Genomic DNA, 17278 nt, shown 5'->3' on the forward strand with positions numbered 1-17278 from the left:
CGCACAGGCAAGGATGTCAGCGTCTTCATGGGAAATAGCGCGCTCCCCGTCCTTGCAACCCAAGGCGGGCTCGTTGAGCACCTTGTGAATCTTGATGACCGGGTCGAAGCCGGACAGAGGATAGCGGTCCAGCGCAACGGGTTCGGCGAAGTGGTTGCGGAATATACGAGCAGCGTGGCTGGTCGGATCACTGGGCAGCGTAGCGACGCCATGGCCGAGCCCGGCAATCCCCTTGCATTCATCCTTTTCCAGAAGACGACGTCGGACGGCGGTGAGATCTATCCTGAGTAACCAGCCCGGGTGGGAGGCCGGTGGCGTTCTGCTTCAGGGAAATGAATCCGCTCGGAAATTGACCGGTAGATGGGACCAGTTGCCGCACTCTCATCACCAACCGTGCCACCGTCGTATGGGTCCAGGTGGCCGAGCCTCGCGGTGTCGGTATACCACGTTCGTTCAGCGCCCTGGCCATCGCCGCCTGCGCGACTATTCCACGGGCCTGTAGCTGTTCAACTTCGAGGCTCAGCCGGTGCGCTGTCAGCTCTGCCGCTCGTTGGCGCGCCACAGACGCTGCGGCGGCGTCAGGGCCGGCAGCAGGCCGGTATCCGCGGTCCCCANCTCGCGCTCCTTCTGCGCCATGGCGGCGTGGATCCGCAGCATCAGGTCGTCGGCACCGGGCATGTCGGCCGCCCGGATCGAGACGCCGTCCTCCAGCAGCTGCGACAGCGTGTGCGCGCGGCGCGTGATGCGATCCAGCCGTGCCGCTACCAGCACGGCGTCCAACTGCCGGCAGCGAGCCAGGGCCGCCTGGAATCCCGGTCGCCGATCGTCCTTGCCGGACGCGACATCGGAATACTCCGCCACCAGCGTCCAGCCCTGCGTCGCGACGAAGGATCGGATGCTGGCCTTCTGGGCCTCCAGGCCCAGCCCGCTCTGACCCTGCTCGGCGGTCGAGACCCGGGTGAGCCCGACCGCGAGACGGGGCGCCTGTGCACCGAGGCGCATCAGCCGGCCTCCACCGGCGCGGTCGCGGCGGCGATGCGGTAGATGGAATAGGAGCCCTTGGCACCCTGCTTGTTCGGCCCGACCTGCCGGACGCGCTCCAGCACCTCGACGGTGATGCCGCGGCGCTTGAGGCCGGCGAGGAAGCCGCGGACGGTGTGCTGCTGCCAGGCGGTCGCGTCGATGATCTGGGCAATGGTCGCGCCATCGTGCCGGCGCAGCAGGGCCAGCACGGCCGCCTGCTTCGTGCCGGTGCGGGGCTGGCGCGGGGCGGTGGGGTCGCGCGGCGAGTGGGATGCGTGCGGTGCTGCGGCCAGCACGTCGCGTAGGGTCGTGATGGCGTCGTTGATCCCCGCCTGCTCTGGGGCATCCCAGGCGGCAAGGACGGTCACAGCCGCCATCCGCAGTGCGGCTGCGCGGCCCGTGGGCCCGTGCTGACTCACAGGCGGGCGCTGAGGGCGCTGGGCGGTCTCGCTGGCAGCAGACAGCGCCGGGGGCGGAAAAGCCGCCGGTGAGTCCCCCTGGCCCGCCAGGGGGAAGATGGCAGCTTCCGCCGGCTGGTCAGGCGCCTCTTGACGACCTTCCAGTTGGTGCTGGGGTGGCTCGACCCCGATCGCTGCCAGGCCGACCGCCGTGATCCGCAGCGCGAGCGGAGCACCGTCCTCGTCCTGCCGCCAGGCGAGATCGATATATTCGCGCGGCGCGGCGATCTCCTCCAGCAGGCCCTTCGCCATCAGGCTGCGGAGGACGCTTTGCCGCGCCGCGGCAGGCAGGTGCTTTGGCGGTTCGGCCAGCAGCGCCACATGCTGCGCCGCCTTGCTCAGGATCACGCGCTGAGTGTCGGAAAGCTTGGTCATCGTCGGGCTCCGGTTCGGCACCCGATGATCCGGGTGCTACCAGCCCGAGCCCCGCGGGTTGGGCCTCAGCGGGGCAGCGCAGCGATCTTCGCCGCTTCAGCGACCATTCGCTCTGAACCACAGCGAAGCCAAGCGAAGGTCGCGATTGAAATGTTGCTTTCCGTGGCCTTTACGCAGATCGGCATCATCGGCTTCCACGGGCCGATCGAACTCGAGGACCTGTCCCTCTCAGGGCTGCCTGCGGCCACGCGGCGCTGCTCGGCGGCACCCCCATCCCGGCGAACTGCTTCTTCGATTTATGAAGGATCGAGGCGGAGAGGCGGAGTCGCGGAGCTGGCAGCAGATCTCCTCCTCCGCCGTGCGGGCCGTAAGCGCCAGCATCGTCACAGCGGTGAAGGCAATGGTTCATGATTGTCGGGTTTCAACGCTCTCGCCCATGGCGGAATCCGGCATCACTTTCTTCCCAATTGGGGAAGTCTCGACGCGTGGTGGGCATTCGTCAGTGGCCGGCGGTTGAACGTCACCCTAGCAATGGCTCGGTTTCAGAGTGCCTCGATCAGAAATTCTCGGAGAACCACGGCTTCGTTGTGCTGTTTGTCGCGCGCTGCAAAGAGTAGCGTAACGTGTCCTTTGCCGAGCAACTTGCGGATCGGGGCGATGGCCTCGTCGTTGCCTCGCAACTCAGCGCGGTATCGCCTGCGGAACGCGTCCCAGCGCACCAGATCATGGTTGAACCACCGGCGCAGCGCCGTACTGGGCGCGACGTCGCGGCACCAGAGGTCGAGCGCCGCGCGTGCCTTGCTGACGCCGCGTGGCCAGAGCCGGTCCACCAGCACACGCGCGCCGTCATCCGGCGCGGCCTCATCGTAGATGCGCTTCAGCCTGACTACCTGGCGCGCCATTCCACCCACGCTGCGCGGCCCCGGAGCCATCGCCGCCTGCCCTGTGGCTGCCGCTGTCACAACATCACCTGGTCGGACATGAGCATGATCTCCGTGCGATCGCGGATGCCTTTCACGCCGGGAACCTGTTCGGCAAGCACGCGCAGCGCACGCTGCACCGCAGGGCCTGGCGTGAATCCGAAGAATTCGACGATCCCGTCATGGACCTCGACATGGGTGTAGAAGGGATCGGCCCAGTCCTCGCGCCGCATGGCCGCGAGAATGGCGGAACGAATGCGTGTGTCGGGCAGGTCCGCCGGTTCCGTCTCCCGGCTGATCACAGCGGGCAGCAGGTCCGAGCGGGTGACCACGCCCTGCAACCGGTCGCCCACGGTCACCAGGACACGCCGAAGCCCCTTCCGTTCAAGCGTCGCGGCGATCTCGGAGGCCGGCGCATCGGGCGGGACGGTGACGATGTCTGTCGCCATCACCTCCTCGGCAACGAAGCCATGGATACGCGCGTACCGATCGGCCGACCTCACCGGATCGGTGAACAGCCAGCGCAGCCAGGAGCGGTGTTCCGGCGCGGAGGCGGACAGTCTTGCCGTGAGGTCCGCCAGGCTGACCAGGCCGAGCAGCCTGCCATCGGCCCGCGTTACGGGCACGGCCGAGATCCCGCGGTAGGCAAGCAACTGCACGATTCCCATGACGGGCATGTCGGGTGGTATCGTGATCACAGCGCGGGTCATCAGGTCGCGAGCCGTCGGTTCCGTCATGGTCCTTCTCCCTGCCCCTGCCCAGAATGCGCGGGCCGCCCCGCAGCGGTGCCTTGACCCACGGCCCGGACCTGGGCGGCTGCGGTGGAGCCTGCTCCCGCGATTTCATCCCGACAATTGAGTTTTAATGACTATTGAATGCGGATAAGTTGCACTGAGAGGCGCCCATGGATACCGAACTGGTCCGCACCTTCCTCGCCATCGTCTCCAGCGGCAGCTTCGTGCGTGCGGCGGACCGCCTGCATGTCAGCCAGACGACGGTGAGCGCACGCATCCGCACGCTGGAGGACCAGCTCCGCCGTCGCCTGTTCATCCGCAACAAGGCTGGCGCCAGCCTGACCCCGGCCGGCGAGCAGTTCCTGCGCCATGCGCCGGCGCTGATTCAGCTGTGGGAACGCGCGCGGCACCAGGTCGCGATACCGGAGGGGCGGCGCGCCGTCCTCGGCATTGGCGCCGAACACAGCCTGTGGGACCCGCTGCTGCTGCGCTGGCTGCTGTGGATGCGCCGTGCGCTGCCCGATGTGGCGCTGCGCGCGCATGTCGGCCTGCCCGAAACGGTGGTCGAGCAGGTGGCCGGCGGCATCATCGATATCGGCGTGGTCTATGCGCCGCGCCATCGCCCCGGGCTGCGGATCGAATTGCTGATGGAGGAACGGCTGGTGATGGTCCGTACCCCCGGCGGGACCGGGCAAGGACCGAAGGAATACGTCCAGGTGGAGTGGGGTCCCGACCTCGCCCTGCATTATTCGACGGCCGGGGCAGCCTATGGCGATCCCGGCCTGGTCGTGGATCTCGGGCCGCTGGGGCTCGGCTACATCCTTGAGGCCGGCGGGACCGGGTATTTCCGTCTCGGCGCGGCGCGGCCGCATTTGGAGAGCGGGCGTCTCGAACTGGTGCCCGATACGCCTGAATTCCTCTACCCGGGCTATGCCGTCTTCAGCGAGAACAGCGGCGAGCCGGGATTGATCGAGGCGGCGCTCAATGGCCTGCGCCAATTGGCGCGGAGCCTGCCGGGCACGGCGTCGGCCGACCAGGCCCCCCGCCGCCGCACCCCACAATGCAGGAAAACAGCATTGAAAGGTCAATGAATCGCGTTTGTCGTGCCAGCCCTGCGCGACCAGTATCGACGCTGCCGCCAGGCGATCGGCGGCCATGGTCGATCAGGGGCGCGGGCCGGAATGCGTGACGGAACCACATTGATTGAACGCATGGCGGCCCTTGCCGGCCGCGGAGAACCGCACGCCCTCGCCATCGTGGTCGAGGCGGTGGGCTCCACCTCCGCCCATGCTGGCGACAAGGCGCTGATCGACGCGGCGGGCGCCGTCATCGCCGGCTGGGTCGGCGGCGGATGTGCCGAAGGCACCGTTCGACACGCCGCGCTGGACTGCCTGGCCGATGGTAAGCCACGGCTGATCGGACTTGACCTGGATGACGAGGTGCTCGGCGTCGGCATGCCCTGCGGGGGTGCGATGCGGGTCTTCGTCGAGCCCTTCCTGCCGCCACCATGCTTGTGGATCGTCGGGCATGGGCGGGTGGTGGAAAGTCTCAGCCGCCTCGGGGTGGAACTGGGCCTCCATGTCATCGTCAGCGACACGCCGGCGCCCGAAGTGGCGCGCTATCCGGGCACGGTGGAGCTGATCGGCGACGACGACGCCTTCGCGCGCCTGCGGCCGAACCATGGGGATGCCGTGGTGATCGCGACCCAGCACAAGGGGGACCACCTCTCCGCGGTGCGCGCCCTGCGATCGCCGGCCGGCTATGTCGCCATCATCGCCGGCCGGCTATGTCGCCATCATCGCCAGCCGCAAGCGCGCCGGGCTGATGCGCGACTTCCTGCGCAACGAAGGCTTCAGCGCCGACGAACTGGCGCGCCTGCGTGCCCCGGCCGGGCTCGACATCGGGGCTCACACGCCGGAGGAGATCGCCTTGTCGATCGCCGGCGAGATCGTCATGCGCCAGCGCGGCGGCCACGGCGGACCGCGCCGCGACGCCACCATGGCGCCAGCCATGGCAGAGGCACCTTAAGGGACGGCAGGATGACACAGCGCCCCGGCATCGCTTCACCCGAGGAAGACCCGAATGTGGAGATCCTGTGCGCCTCGCCGCCCTGCTTCATGCATGAGCTGGATCCGGCGTGGCTGGGGCTTCTCTCCTGGGAACAGATTCGGGCCTGGCGCAGGGCCGAGCGCGCTGCGCTGATCGCACGCCGGCTCGCGGTGCCCGTGGCGGCGCGGCTGGAACGCGACGATGCGATCACCGTTCATGTGCGCGCGGCGGTGCCGGACCTCGCGCGGCGCCATGTCGGCTTCTACTGGCCGTTCAAGGGCGAGTACGACCCGCGTCCCCTCGCGCGTGCCCTTCACCGGGAAGGGGCCCGGCTGGCGCTGCCGATGGTCGCCACGAAAGGGCGGCCGCTGATCTTCCGCGCATGGCGGCCCGGCACCCGCATGATGCAGGGGGTGTGGAACATTCCCATCCCCGCCCAGGGCGAGGAGGTCACACCCGACACGTTGCTGGTCCCGCTGGTCGGGTTCGATGCGCGAGGCTACCGGCTCGGCTATGGCGGTGGGTATTACGACCGCACGCTCGCCGCCATGGCGCCGCGACCGGTTGCCATCGGCATCGGCTTCGAGAATGGGCGCCTCGCGACCATCCATCCGCAGCCGCACGACGTGCGGATGGATCTGACGGTGACCGAGGCAGGGGCGACAGGCATCGGCGCGGGCAGCGGACCGGCAGAGCCGACACCATGACACTCGCCCCGATGACCGCGGCGCGGCGAGCGGCACTCGCCGACACGATCCTGGCCTCTGCCGGGGATGCCATCCTCTATTGCGACCGGGACGGCCTGATCCGCTTCTGGAATCCGGGCGCCGAGCGGATCTTCGGATTCTCCGCCGAGGAGGCGCTCGGGCGGTCCCTCGACATGATCATCCCGGAAGCGCAGCGCGCGCGGCATTGGCACGGCTTCCAGCGCGTCATGGCCAGCGGGCACACCCATTACGCGGAAGGCGACCTGCTCGCCGTGCCGGCGCTGCGCCAGGACGGCCGACGCATCTCGGTCGAGTTCACCATCATGCCGATGCGGGGACCCGATGGGCGGATGGACGGCATGGCGGCCGTGATGCGCGACGTGACAGAGCGCTTCGAGGCGCTGCGCGACGCCCGCCGGCGCCTGAAGGAAGCGCAGAATGCCGACGAGCAACCCTGACGCGCTCCGGCCATGGCGCCGGCGGGAGGCATTCACGGAGCGCTGGCCTGTCCATCCCGGCGTCCGGGATTCACGCCGCGATGTGGTGAGCGGCCTGGCCGGATGCCGTGTCCGGTCGCGGCCCTCACCCCGGCTTGCCGTCCGGCCGGGCGAGCAGCAGCACCGGCGCATAGACCACAAGGTACAGCACGAAGGCGGCAACCCAGAGCGCCCCGGCGACCATCAGCGACGCCAAGGCCTCGCCGGTGAGCGGTGGGCCGAAGCCGCGCATCAAGGCGGCGAGCGCGATCAGCACATAGGCCGCAACGGTGGCCGGGGCGGCGACCAGGTCGCGTCCCGTGTGGCCCAGCGCCGCCCTGGTCATCACCGCCACGATCATCAGCGCGAGCGCGCCGGCGCCCTGCAGGTGCAGCCAGTTCATCGCCCATGGCGCGCCCGACAGCAGGAACACCGCCTTTGTGGCCAGCGACAGGGGCACAAAGGCATAGGCCAGATGCAGCACCCAGACGATCGGCTGGCGGAGCGTCCGCAACCCGTGCCAGCGCGAGAGCCGCAGCCCGACCAGGACAGCCGCCAGAGCCGCGACGGCGCCGGCCACCACGCTGTCCGGCAGGACAAGGTCGGTCAGCAGCACGCCCAGCAGCGACAGCACGGCGGCGCGATCCACGCCCGGCAGCGGCTTCGGCTCGGCCGGCCTGCTCGTCTTGCGCAGGGCATTCAGCGTGAAGGATGGGATGATGCGCCCACCGATCAGCCCGACCAGGGCCAGCGCGGCATTGGCCGCCAGGAGTTGCCCCAGCCGCCAGGTATCCGCGGCCCACCAGCCCGCGGCCCCACCCAGCATCAGGAGATCGCCGCCCCAGAACAGAAGCACGATGAGGGGCGGGCCGAACAATCTCGGCTGGCCGGCCTTCACGAGGGATGGCAGCAGCAGGAGCAGGAGCATCGGCAACCCCGCCAGCGCGATCGCCGCCGCGACACCTGTCGAAAGCGGCGAGCCCGGCAGCAAGGCGAGGCGCCCGGCAAGCACGACCATCAACAGGAGTGCCAACGGTGCGCCGGCATGGCCGCGCCGCCCGGTCCAGTTCGGCACGGCCGTCAGCAGGAAGCCGACCATCGCGGCACCGACGAAGCCGGTCAGCATCTCATGGCCATGCCATCGGACGAGCGGAAGTGGCCCGTCCGGGACCGGCACCCCGGCCAGTGCGCATGACCAGAGTGCCACGCCCAGCAAGGCCCAGAGCCCCGCCAGCATGAAGAAGGGGCGAAAGCCCTGGGCCAGTGGGGCGAAGCGGGACGCGGGGTGCCGACCAGTGACGGAACCCGCGCCACGGCCGAGCCGGTTCGATGCTGCACTCATGGGCAGGCCTGCCTTCAGGACAACCGGGCGCGGATGGTGTCGCCCGGCGACGATGGATCAGATGAAAGGCAGCACCACCATGACGCCGACGAAGTTCCAAACCAGCATGTTCACGAGCGAGCGGAGCATCGTTCGGCTGTCGGGATCGGCGACGTGCAGGGCGTCACTGACAAGGTCGCCGGGCAGGAGAAAGAGACGGAGCGGTGTCATGGCGGCCCCTTAAGGTCGATGTCTTATCCATCTTATGGGCGCATGGATCTTGAAAAGCAATATAGAAGATGTATCTTTTATCCATGCGCCTGACCGTCCTGACCGATTACTCCCTCCGCATGCTGATCCATCTGGCGGTGAAGCCGGGCGGACGCGCGACCATCGCCGAGGTTGCGACGGCCTATGGCATCTCGGAGGCGCATCTCATGAAGGTTGCGCACCTGCTAGGGCAGTCGGGCCATGTGAACACCGTGCGCGGGCGAGGCGGCGGGCTCGCGCTTGGGCGGCCCGCGGCCGAGATCGCGGTCGGCGACGTGGTGCGGCAGATGGAACCGGATATGGCGGTCGTGCCTTGCCTGGTTGGCGGAACCTGCGCCATCCAGCCGGCCTGCCGCCTCAAGCGCACGATGCATGAAGCGCGCGCAGCCTTCCTTGCGGTGCTGGACGCGACATCGGTCGCTGACCTCGCGCAATCGGAAGGCCATTTGCAAGAACTGCTGGGCATCGCGGCATGAACGGACGCACACCATCGTCATTGCGCAGGGGACGTTGCGTGATGCTAAACGCGATTCACGCATGAGGATGCATCGATGATTGCTTCACTCAGCATTAACGAGCGCCAGGTCGGGCTGATGCTCACGATCGGCGTCGCGATACTGGGCCTCATCATGCTGGGAGCCGCCAAGGAAGGGCCCATGGCGGTGCACGGGGCGATGGCGTTGGCGCTCGGTATCGTGCTCGCCTTTTCGCTTGTTGGATCGCTGTTCGATCCGGATGCGCCAGGCGGACGCGCGGCTCGCTATTACGACGAACCGACCCGCTTCGGGCTCATGTTGACGCTCATCTGGGGCGTGGTCGCGATGAGCGTCGGCGTGTGGGTCGCAGCCCTACTCTATTGGCCAGAAGCGACGCCGCTCTGGCCCGCCACCAGCTTCGGCCGACTGCGCCCGGTGCACACCACGGGCGTGATATTCGGCTTCGGTGGCAACGCGCTGATAGCCACCTCGCTGCATGTTCTCCAACGCACGTCGCGGGCGCGTCTGGCGGACTCCGTATCGCCGTGGTTCGTGCTGATCGGGTACAATCTGTTCTGCGCCTGGGCGGTGACCGGCTATCTGATGGGCAGCACGCAGTCCAAGGAATACGCCGAGGCCGAGTGGTATGCAGACATCTGGCTCGTAGTGGTGTGGGTTGCCTATCTGGTGCTCTATCTCCGCACGCTCGCGCGTCGCAACGAACCGCACATCTACGTCGCCAACTGGTACTATCTAGCGTTCATCCTGGTGGTGGCGATGCTGCATATCGTCAACAACATCGCGCTGCCCGTCAGCTTCGCGGGCGCGCGGAGCTTCCCTGTCTGGTCCGGCGTCCAGGACGCCATGGTGCAGTGGTGGTATGGGCACAACGCTGTGGCGTTCTTCCTGACCGCAGGCTTTCTCGGGATGCTCTATTACTTCCTGCCGGTGCGCGCCGAGCGGCCGATATGGTCCTACCGGCTGTCGATCGTCAGCTTCTGGGGCATTGTCTTCTTCTACGTCTGGGTTGGTTCGCACCATCTCCATTATACAGCCTTGCCCTATTGGGTGCAGACGTTGGGCATGACGTTCTCCGTCATGCTGCTCGTGCCCTCCTGGGCCTCGGCGGGCAATGCGATTGCGACCTTGAACGGCGCCTGGCACAAGGTGCGCGATGACGCGACGCTGCGCTTCATGTTCGTCGCAGCGGTGTTCTACGGACTCTCGACCTTCGAGGGCTCGTTCCTGGCGATCCGTCCGGTCAATTCCCTGTCGCACTACACGGATTGGACCGTCGGGCACGTGCATTCCGGCACACTGGGCTGGGTGGCGATGATCATTTTCGGCGCCATCTACACGCTGGTGCCACAGTTGTCCGGACGGACGACGATGGCCTGGCCAAAGGCGATCGAATGGCACTTCTGGCTCTCCATCGCAGGCACGCTCATCTATGTCGTCTCGATGTGGAACGCCGGCATCACCCAAGGACTGATGTGGCGGACCTACGACGCCAATGGGGGTCTCGCCTACAGCTTCCTGGAATCAGTGATGGCGATGGCTCCCTATTATCTGCTGCGTACGATCGGCGGGGCGCTGTTTCTCACCGGCACCGTCCTGTGTGCACTGAACGTCCGCGCGACGATGCTCGCGACCCCGGTGGGCGCCGGCGCGTCGGACCGCCCGCTTCTCACTCAGCCGGCGGAGTGATGCGATGCTGAGGCTGCATTACAATCTCGAACGCATCTCGATGGGTCTGGTCGCGGGCATCATCGTCGCTGCCTCGATCGGCGGACTGGTGGAGATCGCGCCGCTGTTCACCATCGACGAGACGGTCGAGGTACCGGCCGACCTGCGCCCGCACACGCCGCTCGAACTCGCCGGGCGCGAGATCTACATCCGCGAAGGCTGCTACGCCTGCCACAGCCAGATGATCCGCTCGCTTGCTGATGAGATCGACCGCTACGGCCACTATTCTCTCGCCTCGGAATCGGCATACGACCATCCGATGCTCTGGGGGTCGAAGCGCACCGGCCCGGATCTGGCGCGGGTGGGCGAAAAGTACTCGGACGTCTGGCATGCCGCGCATCTTGTGAATCCGCGCGCCGTCGTACCGGCCTCCATCATGCCAGCCTATCCGTGGCTGGCGGCCACGCCGCTCGATATCTCGACCCTTTCGGCGCAGTTGGCGACGCTCGCACGGCTTGGCGTCCCTTATTCGCCGGAGAGGATCGCCAACGCCGCGGCGGACGCGCTGGCGCAGGCGCGCCCCGACGGCGCGGGCGGAGCGGGCTTCGTGGCGCGCTATGGCGATCGCGTGGCGGTCCGCCCATTCGGCGGCGACCCGGCGCGCTTGACGGAAATGGATGCTGTCATCGCCTATCTGCAATCCCTCGGCCGGCTCACCACGGCGCCCTACGTTCCACAGTAGCCAGGGGAGACCGCAATGACGCACGACACGTTGGTGTTCATCGCAAAGACCTTTGGCCTGATATGGATGATGGGGTTCTTCGCCGTCGTCGTGGTGCTGGCCTATCGGCCAAGCCGCAAAGCGGCGCATGAGCGGATCGGACGCTCAATCCTCATCGACAGCGGCAGACCGGAACACGGCCCGTGACCGCCGACCAACGTCACGGCGCGGAGATCGATCCCGCCACAGGCTACGAGACGACCGGCCATGACTGGAATGGCATCCGGGAACTCAACACGCCCTTCCCGCGGATCGTCATTTGGGCGCTGGCGCTGACCTTCCTGTATTCGATGATCGCCTGGATCCTTCTGCCGGCCTGGCCGATCGGGCGCGATTTCACGCGCGGTGTCCTCGGTCTCGACCAGCGACAGATCGCCATGCAGGGCTATGCGGCGTTGGAGAGGGGCCGCGATGATTGGATGGCGCCGTTCGCGGCAGGTAATCTCGACGCGCTCGCTGCCGACCCGGCATTGATGGCGCGCGCGATGCCTGCGGCGCAACGGCTCTTTGCCGACAATTGCGCCGCCTGCCACGGAACCCACGGCACGGGTGGACCCGGCTTTCCTGACCTGACCGATGCCAACTGGCTGTGGGGCGGCTCGCCGGACACGATCGCCGAGACGCTCCGCGTCGGCATCAACAGCGGGCATCCCGACACCCGTGTCTCCCAGATGCCTGCTTTTGGACGCGACGGGATGCTGTCGCGCGAGGCGGTGCAGGCCGTTACCGACTACGTGCTCGCGCTGCCGGGCAGCGCTGCCGACGCTCAAAGCGCCGGCGCGCAGGTATTCGCGGAGAACTGCGTCGCGTGCCACGGGGAGAACGGAAATGGCGGCCTCGGGACCGGTGCACCATCGCTCGTCGGCGCCCGCTGGATCTACGGCGGCGACAGGGCGAAGGTTCTCGCCACGATCCACGGCGGCCGGCAGGGGGTGATGCCGTCCTGGGCAGGCCGGCTGAGCGCGGCCGAGATCAACCTCCTCGCGGTCTACGTCGCCCGTCTCGGTGCAAACAACCAGCACGCGGAGGCACCATGATCCGACCGCGTGCGCAGAAGCATCTCGCCATCCTGACCGCCGTGATCGTCATAGGCCTGATCCTGGCGGCGAATGCCCATCTCGTCGCGGTGGCCTTCACGTCAATGCCCGACTGCGTGCAGCCGTCGCCCGGCAAGGCACCGGCGCGCTCCGTCTGCTGAAAGGAAGCCCGATGCTGAGGCCATTGCCGACCCTCAATCCACCGCGGCGCCCGCCCTTGGCATTTGCGCGGCACGTGCCGGCAAGCGCGGCGTTCGGCTGGCTGGCGGCAGGTTGGGCGGACTACCGAGCGGCGCCAGGACCGAGCTTGGCCTACGGGCTGTTCCTGCTGACGCTGTCGCTTCTCCTGCTCGCCGTGCTCCACGCGATCGGTCTGCTCTATCTTGCGCTTCCGGCGATTGCCGGCTTCCTGATCGTGGGGCCGTTTCTGGCGCTCGGGCTCTACGCGAAGAGCCGCGCCCGCATGAAAGGTCGCGCACTCAGCCTGCGGGGGATGGTCTTGGTTCGTCCGGCATCCGGCGCGCAGATCGCTTATGCGGGGCTGATGCTCGGCCTGCTGGTGCTGTTCTGGCTGCGCGCGGCCGACCTGCTCTATGCGTTGTTCTTCGGGCTCGCGCCGTTTCCAGGCGCGGTGGAGGCATTTGGAAATGTCCTGACCACACCGCGGGGCTGGGCGTTGATCGGCGTCGGAAGCGCGGTTGGCGGGCTCTTCGCCGCCTTCGCTTTTGCCATCAGCCTGTTCTCGATTCCGATGATGTTGGCCGAGCGCCGGGATGCGCTGACCGCCATGGGCATGAGCTTCGCGATGACGGTCCAGAACCTGAGGCCGGCCCTCGCATGGGGGGCGATCGTCGCCGCTGGCTTGGCGTTGTCGGCTGCGACGGGACTGCTTGGGCTCATCATCGTGTTTCCGGTGCTTGGGTACGGCACGTGGCACGCATGGTGTGCGATTGGCGCCGGGAATGCCCGGTCGTGACCTCCTTCATCCTTAGGCCAATGTCGATCGGCTTCGGTCTTGTGGGCCATGGCGCGTTCGTTTGGGCGCTGGAGCACGGCCCGGTCGACGATGCGGCAATCGCCGCATCGCGGATCCTGTTCACCGCCACTCATTCAGACCGCCCGCCTCACCCCAAAGGACACGACCATGGATAATTGGCTGCCAACCCTCATGACGGCGACACCGACGGAGGGCCGTGAACTTGCGGTCATGCTCTCCTGCATGGCCATCAGATCCGCGCAACCCGACGCAACTGTGCGGGACCGGCTGCGCTCGGACTATGCCGAGGACGCGGATTCGTTGATTGCTGACTCGCAGGTCGTGGCGACGAACTTCGCAACCATTGCGGCCGCCAATGAACATTGGCGTGGGTCATGAGGCGCGCCGTTCACATTGATGGCGGGGACTTCGTCGTCGATGCAGACGAACTCGCCCGTGGCTTTGGCCTGGACGCGACCGAGGTTCTTCGCAAGTTGCAGGAGGGCGCCATGACGAGCCGATGCGAAAAAGGCATCGATGAGCACGCGGGGCGTCATCGCCTGGTCTTCACGCACGAGAAGCGCATCCTGCGACTGACAGTGGATGCTGACGGCGCCATCCTCTCCCGCATGATGTACGCGCCCCCGCCGCCTGTCCGCCACTGCGAGAATACCGGGCCGTGGACGAAAGATGCTGGGTAGCCAGCGGTGCCGCAACAGCGCCTTCACGCGCCTTTGGGGTGGAACGCCGTGCAGATCGCGGGGTTGGTCTCGAGCCGCGGGTCCCCGATCAATTCGATGCGGTAGGGTATGGCGGGGAAAACCGCATCCAGGCATTCGGCAATGGCGGAGGGTTTGCCTGGCAGGTTGACGATCAGGCTGCGCCCGCGCGTGCCGGCGGTCTGGCGCGACAAAATCGCGGTCGGCACTGCACGGAGCGAAACGGCGCGCATCAGTTCGCCGAAGCCCGGCAGCATACGGTCGCAGACGGCCTCGGTCGCGTCCGGCGTCACGTCACGCGGGGCAGGCCCGGTGCCGCCGGTGGTGACGATCAGTGCACAGGATTCCACGTCGGCCAGCGTGACCAGCGCCGCCTCGATCAGCGGCTGCTCATCCGGCACCATGCGGCGAATCGCACTCCAGGGCGTGGCAAGGATGCGCGCCAGCGCGGCCTCGATGCCTGGACCGCCCTCATCCCGGTAGATACCGCGGAAGGCGCGGTCGCTCACGGTGACCACGCCGACCGGCACCGTCGCGTTCATGCGCCGAAGCGGGGGAACGGCACGTTGTTCTCGAGGTGGATGTGCTGCGTCAGGTCCTCGGCGAACTGCGCCGTGCCAGCATAGAGGGCGCGCCAGGAATTGCAGGCATCCTCGGGCGGCTCGTGGGCGTGCGTAATCGCCGCGAGCTCGCGCAGGTGGGCGCCGTGGTCATCGTGCTCGTCGCGCATCAATGCTATCGCCATCGGCGGCCCGTGGCCCACGCGCAGCATGGGGAACAGACCCTGCTCCTCCTTCTGCATGTGCTCCCTCAACTCCCATTCGATCCGCGTGAGCAGATCGGCCAGGCCGCGCGGAACGTCGGGGTGGTCGCGGTGCACCGCCGTCTCCTCGAACAGCGCCATCCAGCGGGCGAAATGCGCGGTGCCGAGGCCGAGATGCGCGTGCGCCTGCATCGGCTGGCCGTGATAGGTGCCAGTCATCAGCGCGACCGAGGACCAGAGCTGCGTCAGGCGGACGATATGCGCGTCCCAGTCCGCCACGCCGGCGAAGGCCGCGCAAAGCAGGGGATCCTGCCGCGCCGCGCCGTAGAATGCCCGCTGGAAGGCTTCGAGGGTCACCTCGTCCAGGCCGGTCGCGACACGCAGGCGCTGGCTGAGGGCGGCGCGTCGTTCGGGGGTTTCGGGGTGGGCGTTCAATTTGGTGCCTCCGATACCAATTAAGATCAGGCGGAATTATGGTATCGTTAATGCCAATATCGAGGGCCCTGCCGCCGGCGCAGAACCCTGAGGGACGGCGCCTATATCCATGACCTGGTCGAAGAGGCTGTTGCTCCTGCTGCTCCTGCTGTTCGAGCCAGAATGGCGCGCGCTGACGGGGCAGGCGGCGCTCGGGCGCGTGTTCTGGGTCTATGGCGTATTGGTCAGCGCGGGCCTGGCGCTGCTGTTCCTGCTGGCGCGGGAGGCCGGGCGCGCCGATCTGCAGCAGATCCTACTCATCCTCTTCTCAGCCTACACCACGGCGATCCTGGTAGCGGTGTGGCGGTGCGCCGACCACGCGGCGCCGCCATGGGGCGTCGTGGCGCGTGCGCTCACCGTAGCCTGGGCGGTCAACACCCTGCTGCTCCTGCTGTTCCTCCAGATCGACCTGATCGAGCTATGGGCGGGAGGCGGCGCATCATGACCACACTCACTCATGCGACGCCGACGAGTTCAGCCTTCCGCATCCTGATCGGGGAGACGGCGCGCGATCTGTTCCCCGGCTATTTCGCGCTGGTCATGGCCACAGGCGTCGTCTCGATCGCCTGCCATCTGCTCGGCCTGCGGCTGATCGCCCAGCCGCTCGTTGGCATCGCCTGGACGGCCTACCTAGTGCTCTGGGGGCTGACACTCGCGCGGCTCGTGCTGTTCCCGCGCCGCATCGTTGAGGACCTCTCGAACCACCAGCGCGCGCCCGGCTTCTTCACCGTGGTCGCGAGCACCTGCGTGCTCGGCACGCAGACCTCGGTCGTCACCGGCGCGCAGGGCGTCGCCGCGTGGCTCTGGTACTTCGGCCTCGGGCTGTGGTTCGTAGTGATGTACGCCTTCTTCACCGCAGTCATGATCCGCGCGCGCAAGCCGACCCTCGCGGCCGGCATCAACGGCGTCTGGCTGATCGCGGCGGTGGCGACGCAATCCATCGTGGTGCTGAGGGGTACGCTGGGTGCCGCCGTGCCGCCGCCCGAGGTGCAGTTTATCTGCCTCGCCTTCTTCATGATCGGCTGCATGCTCTACCTCGCGATCATTCCACTGATCTTCTATCGCCTGACATTCGTGCGGCTCAGCGCGCTGGATTTCGGCCCGCCCTACTGGATCAACATGGGCGCGGTGGCGATCAGCACGCTGGCCGGCTCGATCCTGCTGCTGCGCAGCCCGACCTGGCCGCTGCTGGCGGATTTCGTGCCGTTCCTGCGCGGCTTCACGCTGTTCTTCTGGGCGGCGGCGACCTGGTGGATCCCGCTCCTGTTCGCGCTTACGCTGTGGCGCTACCTAGTTCGGCGGGAACCGCTACGCTATGAGCCGACGCTGTGGGGCATGGTCTTTCCGCTCGGGATGTACACGACCGGCACGCTGCAATTGTCGCGCGCGCTGGACCTACCCTTCCTGACGGTCGTACCGGGCGTCTTCATCCATCTCGCGGTGCTAGCCTGGGGGCTGACCTTTCTCGGCCTGCTGGGGCGAATCGGCGGCACGCTGCTGCGGGCCTGCCGGCGGAGGTGACAGAGCGAGCAGAAATAGACATTTTGTTCTCCAATTCAGGGGCCTGGAATGCGGCTGCTCGCCTCCACCGACTTCGCGCTGCGCGTCCTGCTGACGCTGGGGTGCCCCTGAGCGCCGGCGCTCGACCGAGGACCTGGCTGCCGACATCGGCGTGCCAAGGAACCACTTGCAGAAGATCGTGCAGGACCTGGCCGCGGCGGGACTGGTGCAGACCCAGCGCGGGGCGGGCGGTGGCGTGGTGCTGGCTCGTCCACCGGAGGCGATCCGCATCGGGGAGGTGGTGCGTCGGCTCGAAGCCGGCCAGGCGCTCGTCGAATGCTTTCGCGCGATGGCGGGGCCTGCTGCTTCTCCCCGACCTGCCGGCTGGCAGGCGTGCTGGGGCGGGCGCAGGACGGCTTCATGGCTGTCTTGGATGCGACAAGGCTGGCGGCCTGCTTCGCTGTCACACCACATATGGTGGCTGACGAAGGCCGATGAATACCATATCCTGGGATAGGTCCGAGTCGCACCTC

At 67.4% G+C, this 17278-nt stretch carries 26 protein-coding genes and 1 pseudogene; 19 read left to right on the forward strand and 8 right to left on the reverse strand.

Translation table 11 applies throughout. The features are described 5' to 3' along the window. Positions 1-291 (forward strand): succinylglutamate desuccinylase/aspartoacylase family protein (locus IEY36_RS27150; protein WP_188972892.1); only part of this gene is annotated, 291 nt, incomplete at its 5' end. Between the two features lie 243 nt (positions 292-534). Here IEY36_RS27150 and IEY36_RS27160 read toward each other — a convergent pair. The 4 genes from IEY36_RS27160 to IEY36_RS27175 all read right to left on the reverse strand — a co-directional run bounded on the left by IEY36_RS27160 (position 535) and on the right by IEY36_RS27175 (position 3513). Next, complete coding sequence (locus IEY36_RS27160; RefSeq protein WP_188972896.1) at positions 535-1002, reverse strand: recombinase family protein; 468 nt, start codon at positions 1000-1002, stop codon at positions 535-537. Then, a complete protein-coding gene (locus IEY36_RS30865; RefSeq protein WP_229681613.1) occupies positions 1002-1856 on the reverse strand; it encodes a DUF3489 domain-containing protein in 855 nt (284 codons plus the stop codon). Before IEY36_RS30865 ends, IEY36_RS27160 begins: the two co-directional genes overlap by 1 nt. Before the next feature lie 542 nt (positions 1857-2398). Continuing rightward, positions 2399-2758 (reverse strand): DUF488 domain-containing protein, encoded by a 360-nt coding sequence (locus IEY36_RS27170; protein ID WP_188972898.1) that lies wholly within the window; start codon positions 2756-2758, stop codon positions 2399-2401. Positions 2759-2814: 56 nt separating this feature from the next. Continuing rightward, positions 2815-3513 (reverse strand): CBS domain-containing protein, encoded by a 699-nt coding sequence (locus IEY36_RS27175; RefSeq protein WP_188972900.1) that lies wholly within the window; start codon positions 3511-3513, stop codon positions 2815-2817. 167 nt (positions 3514-3680) lie between these two features. Between IEY36_RS27175 and IEY36_RS27180 the strand changes: the two genes are divergently transcribed. From IEY36_RS27180 to IEY36_RS27195, 5 genes and pseudogenes are all read left to right on the forward strand, one after another. Beyond that, positions 3681-4601 carry a LysR family transcriptional regulator gene (locus IEY36_RS27180; RefSeq protein ID WP_188972902.1) on the forward strand — a complete coding sequence of 307 codons (921 nt, stop codon included), beginning with the start codon at positions 3681-3683 and terminating at the stop codon, positions 4599-4601. A 120-nt stretch (positions 4602-4721) separates the two neighbouring features. Then, positions 4722-5198: pseudogene (locus IEY36_RS31460) on the forward strand (XdhC family protein); the annotation flags it as partial. Positions 5199-5271: 73 nt separating this feature from the next. Beyond that, positions 5272-5538, forward strand: a complete 267-nt coding sequence (locus IEY36_RS31195) for an XdhC family protein (RefSeq protein ID WP_268238203.1) — start codon at positions 5272-5274, stop codon at positions 5536-5538. 11 nt (positions 5539-5549) lie between these two features. Then, positions 5550-6266 carry a 5-formyltetrahydrofolate cyclo-ligase gene (locus IEY36_RS27190; RefSeq protein ID WP_188972904.1) on the forward strand — a complete coding sequence of 239 codons (717 nt, stop codon included), beginning with the start codon at positions 5550-5552 and terminating at the stop codon, positions 6264-6266. Beyond that, positions 6263-6724, forward strand: a complete 462-nt coding sequence (locus tag IEY36_RS27195) for a PAS domain S-box protein (RefSeq protein ID WP_229681614.1) — start codon at positions 6263-6265, stop codon at positions 6722-6724. Before IEY36_RS27190 ends, IEY36_RS27195 begins: the two co-directional genes overlap by 4 nt. Positions 6725-6848: 124 nt before the next feature. Here the strand turns inward: IEY36_RS27195 and IEY36_RS27200 are convergent, their stop codons facing one another. Together IEY36_RS27200 and IEY36_RS27205 are read right to left on the reverse strand one after the other, a co-directional pair. Beyond that, positions 6849-8084, reverse strand: a complete 1236-nt coding sequence (locus IEY36_RS27200) for an NnrS family protein (protein ID WP_188972906.1) — start codon at positions 8082-8084, stop codon at positions 6849-6851. Between the two features lie 57 nt (positions 8085-8141). Continuing rightward, the gene (locus IEY36_RS27205) at positions 8142-8294 is read right to left on the reverse strand and encodes a hypothetical protein (protein ID WP_188972908.1); all 153 of its coding nucleotides are present in this window, start codon (positions 8292-8294) and stop codon (positions 8142-8144) included. A gap of 83 nt (positions 8295-8377) precedes the next feature. Here IEY36_RS27205 and IEY36_RS27210 point away from each other — a divergent pair, with 83 nt between their 5' ends. The 10 genes from IEY36_RS27210 (at position 8378) to IEY36_RS27255 (ending at position 13990) form a co-directional block, all read left to right on the forward strand. Then, entirely contained in the window at positions 8378-8809 is a 432-nt protein-coding gene (locus IEY36_RS27210) for an Rrf2 family transcriptional regulator (RefSeq protein ID WP_188972910.1), read from the forward strand. A gap of 75 nt (positions 8810-8884) precedes the next feature. Beyond that, the gene (gene ccoN / locus IEY36_RS27215; protein WP_188972912.1) at positions 8885-10516 is read left to right on the forward strand and encodes a cytochrome-c oxidase, cbb3-type subunit I; all 1632 of its coding nucleotides are present in this window, start codon (positions 8885-8887) and stop codon (positions 10514-10516) included. Between the two features lie 4 nt (positions 10517-10520). Continuing rightward, positions 10521-11237: a cytochrome-c oxidase, cbb3-type subunit II gene (gene ccoO / locus IEY36_RS27220; protein WP_188972914.1), complete on the forward strand. Its 717-nt coding sequence runs from the start codon at positions 10521-10523 to the stop codon at positions 11235-11237. Between the two features lie 15 nt (positions 11238-11252). After that, positions 11253-11423 carry a cbb3-type cytochrome oxidase subunit 3 gene (locus IEY36_RS27225; RefSeq protein ID WP_188972916.1) on the forward strand — a complete coding sequence of 57 codons (171 nt, stop codon included), beginning with the start codon at positions 11253-11255 and terminating at the stop codon, positions 11421-11423. Then, positions 11420-12313: a cytochrome-c oxidase, cbb3-type subunit III gene (ccoP, locus tag IEY36_RS27230; protein WP_188972918.1), complete on the forward strand. Its 894-nt coding sequence runs from the start codon at positions 11420-11422 to the stop codon at positions 12311-12313. Before IEY36_RS27225 ends, ccoP begins: the two co-directional genes overlap by 4 nt. After that, positions 12310-12474: a hypothetical protein gene (locus tag IEY36_RS27235; protein ID WP_188972920.1), complete on the forward strand. Its 165-nt coding sequence runs from the start codon at positions 12310-12312 to the stop codon at positions 12472-12474. The genes ccoP and IEY36_RS27235 overlap by 4 nt, the downstream gene beginning before the upstream one ends. Positions 12475-12620: 146 nt before the next feature. After that, positions 12621-13289 (forward strand): DUF2189 domain-containing protein, encoded by a 669-nt coding sequence (locus IEY36_RS27240; protein WP_229681615.1) that lies wholly within the window; start codon positions 12621-12623, stop codon positions 13287-13289. Continuing rightward, positions 13253-13465 (forward strand): cbb3-type cytochrome oxidase assembly protein CcoS, encoded by a 213-nt coding sequence (gene ccoS, locus IEY36_RS27245; protein ID WP_188973012.1) that lies wholly within the window; start codon positions 13253-13255, stop codon positions 13463-13465. Before IEY36_RS27240 ends, ccoS begins: the two co-directional genes overlap by 37 nt. Then, positions 13458-13688: a hexameric tyrosine-coordinated heme protein gene (locus IEY36_RS27250; protein ID WP_188972924.1), complete on the forward strand. Its 231-nt coding sequence runs from the start codon at positions 13458-13460 to the stop codon at positions 13686-13688. The genes ccoS and IEY36_RS27250 overlap by 8 nt, the downstream gene beginning before the upstream one ends. Next, the gene (locus IEY36_RS27255) at positions 13685-13990 is read left to right on the forward strand and encodes a DUF6522 family protein (protein ID WP_188972926.1); all 306 of its coding nucleotides are present in this window, start codon (positions 13685-13687) and stop codon (positions 13988-13990) included. The genes IEY36_RS27250 and IEY36_RS27255 overlap by 4 nt, the downstream gene beginning before the upstream one ends. Positions 13991-14013: 23 nt before the next feature. On the opposite strand, the gene mog is transcribed toward IEY36_RS27255, so the two are convergent. Further along, positions 14014-14550, reverse strand: a complete 537-nt coding sequence (mog, locus tag IEY36_RS27260; RefSeq protein ID WP_188972928.1) for a molybdopterin adenylyltransferase — start codon at positions 14548-14550, stop codon at positions 14014-14016. Further along, positions 14547-15206 (reverse strand): hemerythrin domain-containing protein, encoded by a 660-nt coding sequence (locus IEY36_RS27265; RefSeq protein ID WP_229681616.1) that lies wholly within the window; start codon positions 15204-15206, stop codon positions 14547-14549. Before IEY36_RS27265 ends, mog begins: the two co-directional genes overlap by 4 nt. Positions 15207-15315: 109 nt before the next feature. On the opposite strand from IEY36_RS27265, the gene IEY36_RS27270 reads away from it, so the two are divergent. The 3 genes from IEY36_RS27270 to IEY36_RS27280 all read left to right on the forward strand — a co-directional run bounded on the left by IEY36_RS27270 (position 15316) and on the right by IEY36_RS27280 (position 17262). After that, complete coding sequence (locus IEY36_RS27270) at positions 15316-15690, forward strand: hypothetical protein (protein WP_188972930.1); 375 nt, start codon at positions 15316-15318, stop codon at positions 15688-15690. Then, positions 15687-16766, forward strand: coding sequence for a tellurite resistance/C4-dicarboxylate transporter family protein (locus IEY36_RS27275; RefSeq protein WP_188972932.1), 1080 nt, complete (start codon positions 15687-15689; stop codon positions 16764-16766). Before IEY36_RS27270 ends, IEY36_RS27275 begins: the two co-directional genes overlap by 4 nt. 166 nt (positions 16767-16932) lie before the next feature. Beyond that, positions 16933-17262 carry an RrF2 family transcriptional regulator gene (locus IEY36_RS27280; protein ID WP_229681617.1) on the forward strand — a complete coding sequence of 110 codons (330 nt, stop codon included), beginning with the start codon at positions 16933-16935 and terminating at the stop codon, positions 17260-17262. The last annotated feature ends 16 nt before the right edge of the window (positions 17263-17278 follow it).

The sequence above is a fragment of the Neoroseomonas lacus genome, from assembly GCF_014644535.1.
Lineage (GTDB): Bacteria > Pseudomonadota > Alphaproteobacteria > Acetobacterales > Acetobacteraceae > Neoroseomonas > Neoroseomonas lacus.

Bases quoted from the DNA above. Each gene is read 5' to 3' on its own strand.
- IEY36_RS30865 (WP_229681613.1), bottom strand. From the start codon at position 1,856: ATGACCAAGCTTTCCGACACTCAGCGCGTGATCCTGAGCAAGGCGGCG.
- IEY36_RS27170 (WP_188972898.1), bottom strand. From the start codon at position 2,758: ATGGCGCGCCAGGTAGTCAGGCTGAAGCGCATCTACGATGAGGCCGCG.
- IEY36_RS27175 (WP_188972900.1), bottom strand. From the start codon at position 3,513: ATGACGGAACCGACGGCTCGCGACCTGATGACCCGCGCTGTGATCACG.
- IEY36_RS27180 (WP_188972902.1), top strand. From the start codon at position 3,681: ATGGATACCGAACTGGTCCGCACCTTCCTCGCCATCGTCTCCAGCGGC.
- IEY36_RS31195 (WP_268238203.1), top strand. From the start codon at position 5,272: ATGTCGCCATCATCGCCGGCCGGCTATGTCGCCATCATCGCCAGCCGC.
- IEY36_RS27190 (WP_188972904.1), top strand. From the start codon at position 5,550: ATGACACAGCGCCCCGGCATCGCTTCACCCGAGGAAGACCCGAATGTG.
- IEY36_RS27195 (WP_229681614.1), top strand. From the start codon at position 6,263: ATGACACTCGCCCCGATGACCGCGGCGCGGCGAGCGGCACTCGCCGAC.
- IEY36_RS27200 (WP_188972906.1), bottom strand. From the start codon at position 8,084: ATGAGTGCAGCATCGAACCGGCTCGGCCGTGGCGCGGGTTCCGTCACT.
- IEY36_RS27205 (WP_188972908.1), bottom strand. From the start codon at position 8,294: ATGACACCGCTCCGTCTCTTTCTCCTGCCCGGCGACCTTGTCAGTGAC.
- IEY36_RS27210 (WP_188972910.1), top strand. From the start codon at position 8,378: ATGCGCCTGACCGTCCTGACCGATTACTCCCTCCGCATGCTGATCCAT.
- ccoN (WP_188972912.1), top strand. From the start codon at position 8,885: ATGATTGCTTCACTCAGCATTAACGAGCGCCAGGTCGGGCTGATGCTC.
- ccoO (WP_188972914.1), top strand. From the start codon at position 10,521: ATGCTGAGGCTGCATTACAATCTCGAACGCATCTCGATGGGTCTGGTC.
- IEY36_RS27225 (WP_188972916.1), top strand. From the start codon at position 11,253: ATGACGCACGACACGTTGGTGTTCATCGCAAAGACCTTTGGCCTGATA.
- IEY36_RS27235 (WP_188972920.1), top strand. From the start codon at position 12,310: ATGATCCGACCGCGTGCGCAGAAGCATCTCGCCATCCTGACCGCCGTG.
- ccoS (WP_188973012.1), top strand. From the start codon at position 13,253: ATGGTGTGCGATTGGCGCCGGGAATGCCCGGTCGTGACCTCCTTCATC.
- IEY36_RS27250 (WP_188972924.1), top strand. From the start codon at position 13,458: ATGGATAATTGGCTGCCAACCCTCATGACGGCGACACCGACGGAGGGC.
- IEY36_RS27255 (WP_188972926.1), top strand. From the start codon at position 13,685: ATGAGGCGCGCCGTTCACATTGATGGCGGGGACTTCGTCGTCGATGCA.
- mog (WP_188972928.1), bottom strand. From the start codon at position 14,550: ATGAACGCGACGGTGCCGGTCGGCGTGGTCACCGTGAGCGACCGCGCC.
- IEY36_RS27270 (WP_188972930.1), top strand. From the start codon at position 15,316: ATGACCTGGTCGAAGAGGCTGTTGCTCCTGCTGCTCCTGCTGTTCGAG.
- IEY36_RS27275 (WP_188972932.1), top strand. From the start codon at position 15,687: ATGACCACACTCACTCATGCGACGCCGACGAGTTCAGCCTTCCGCATC.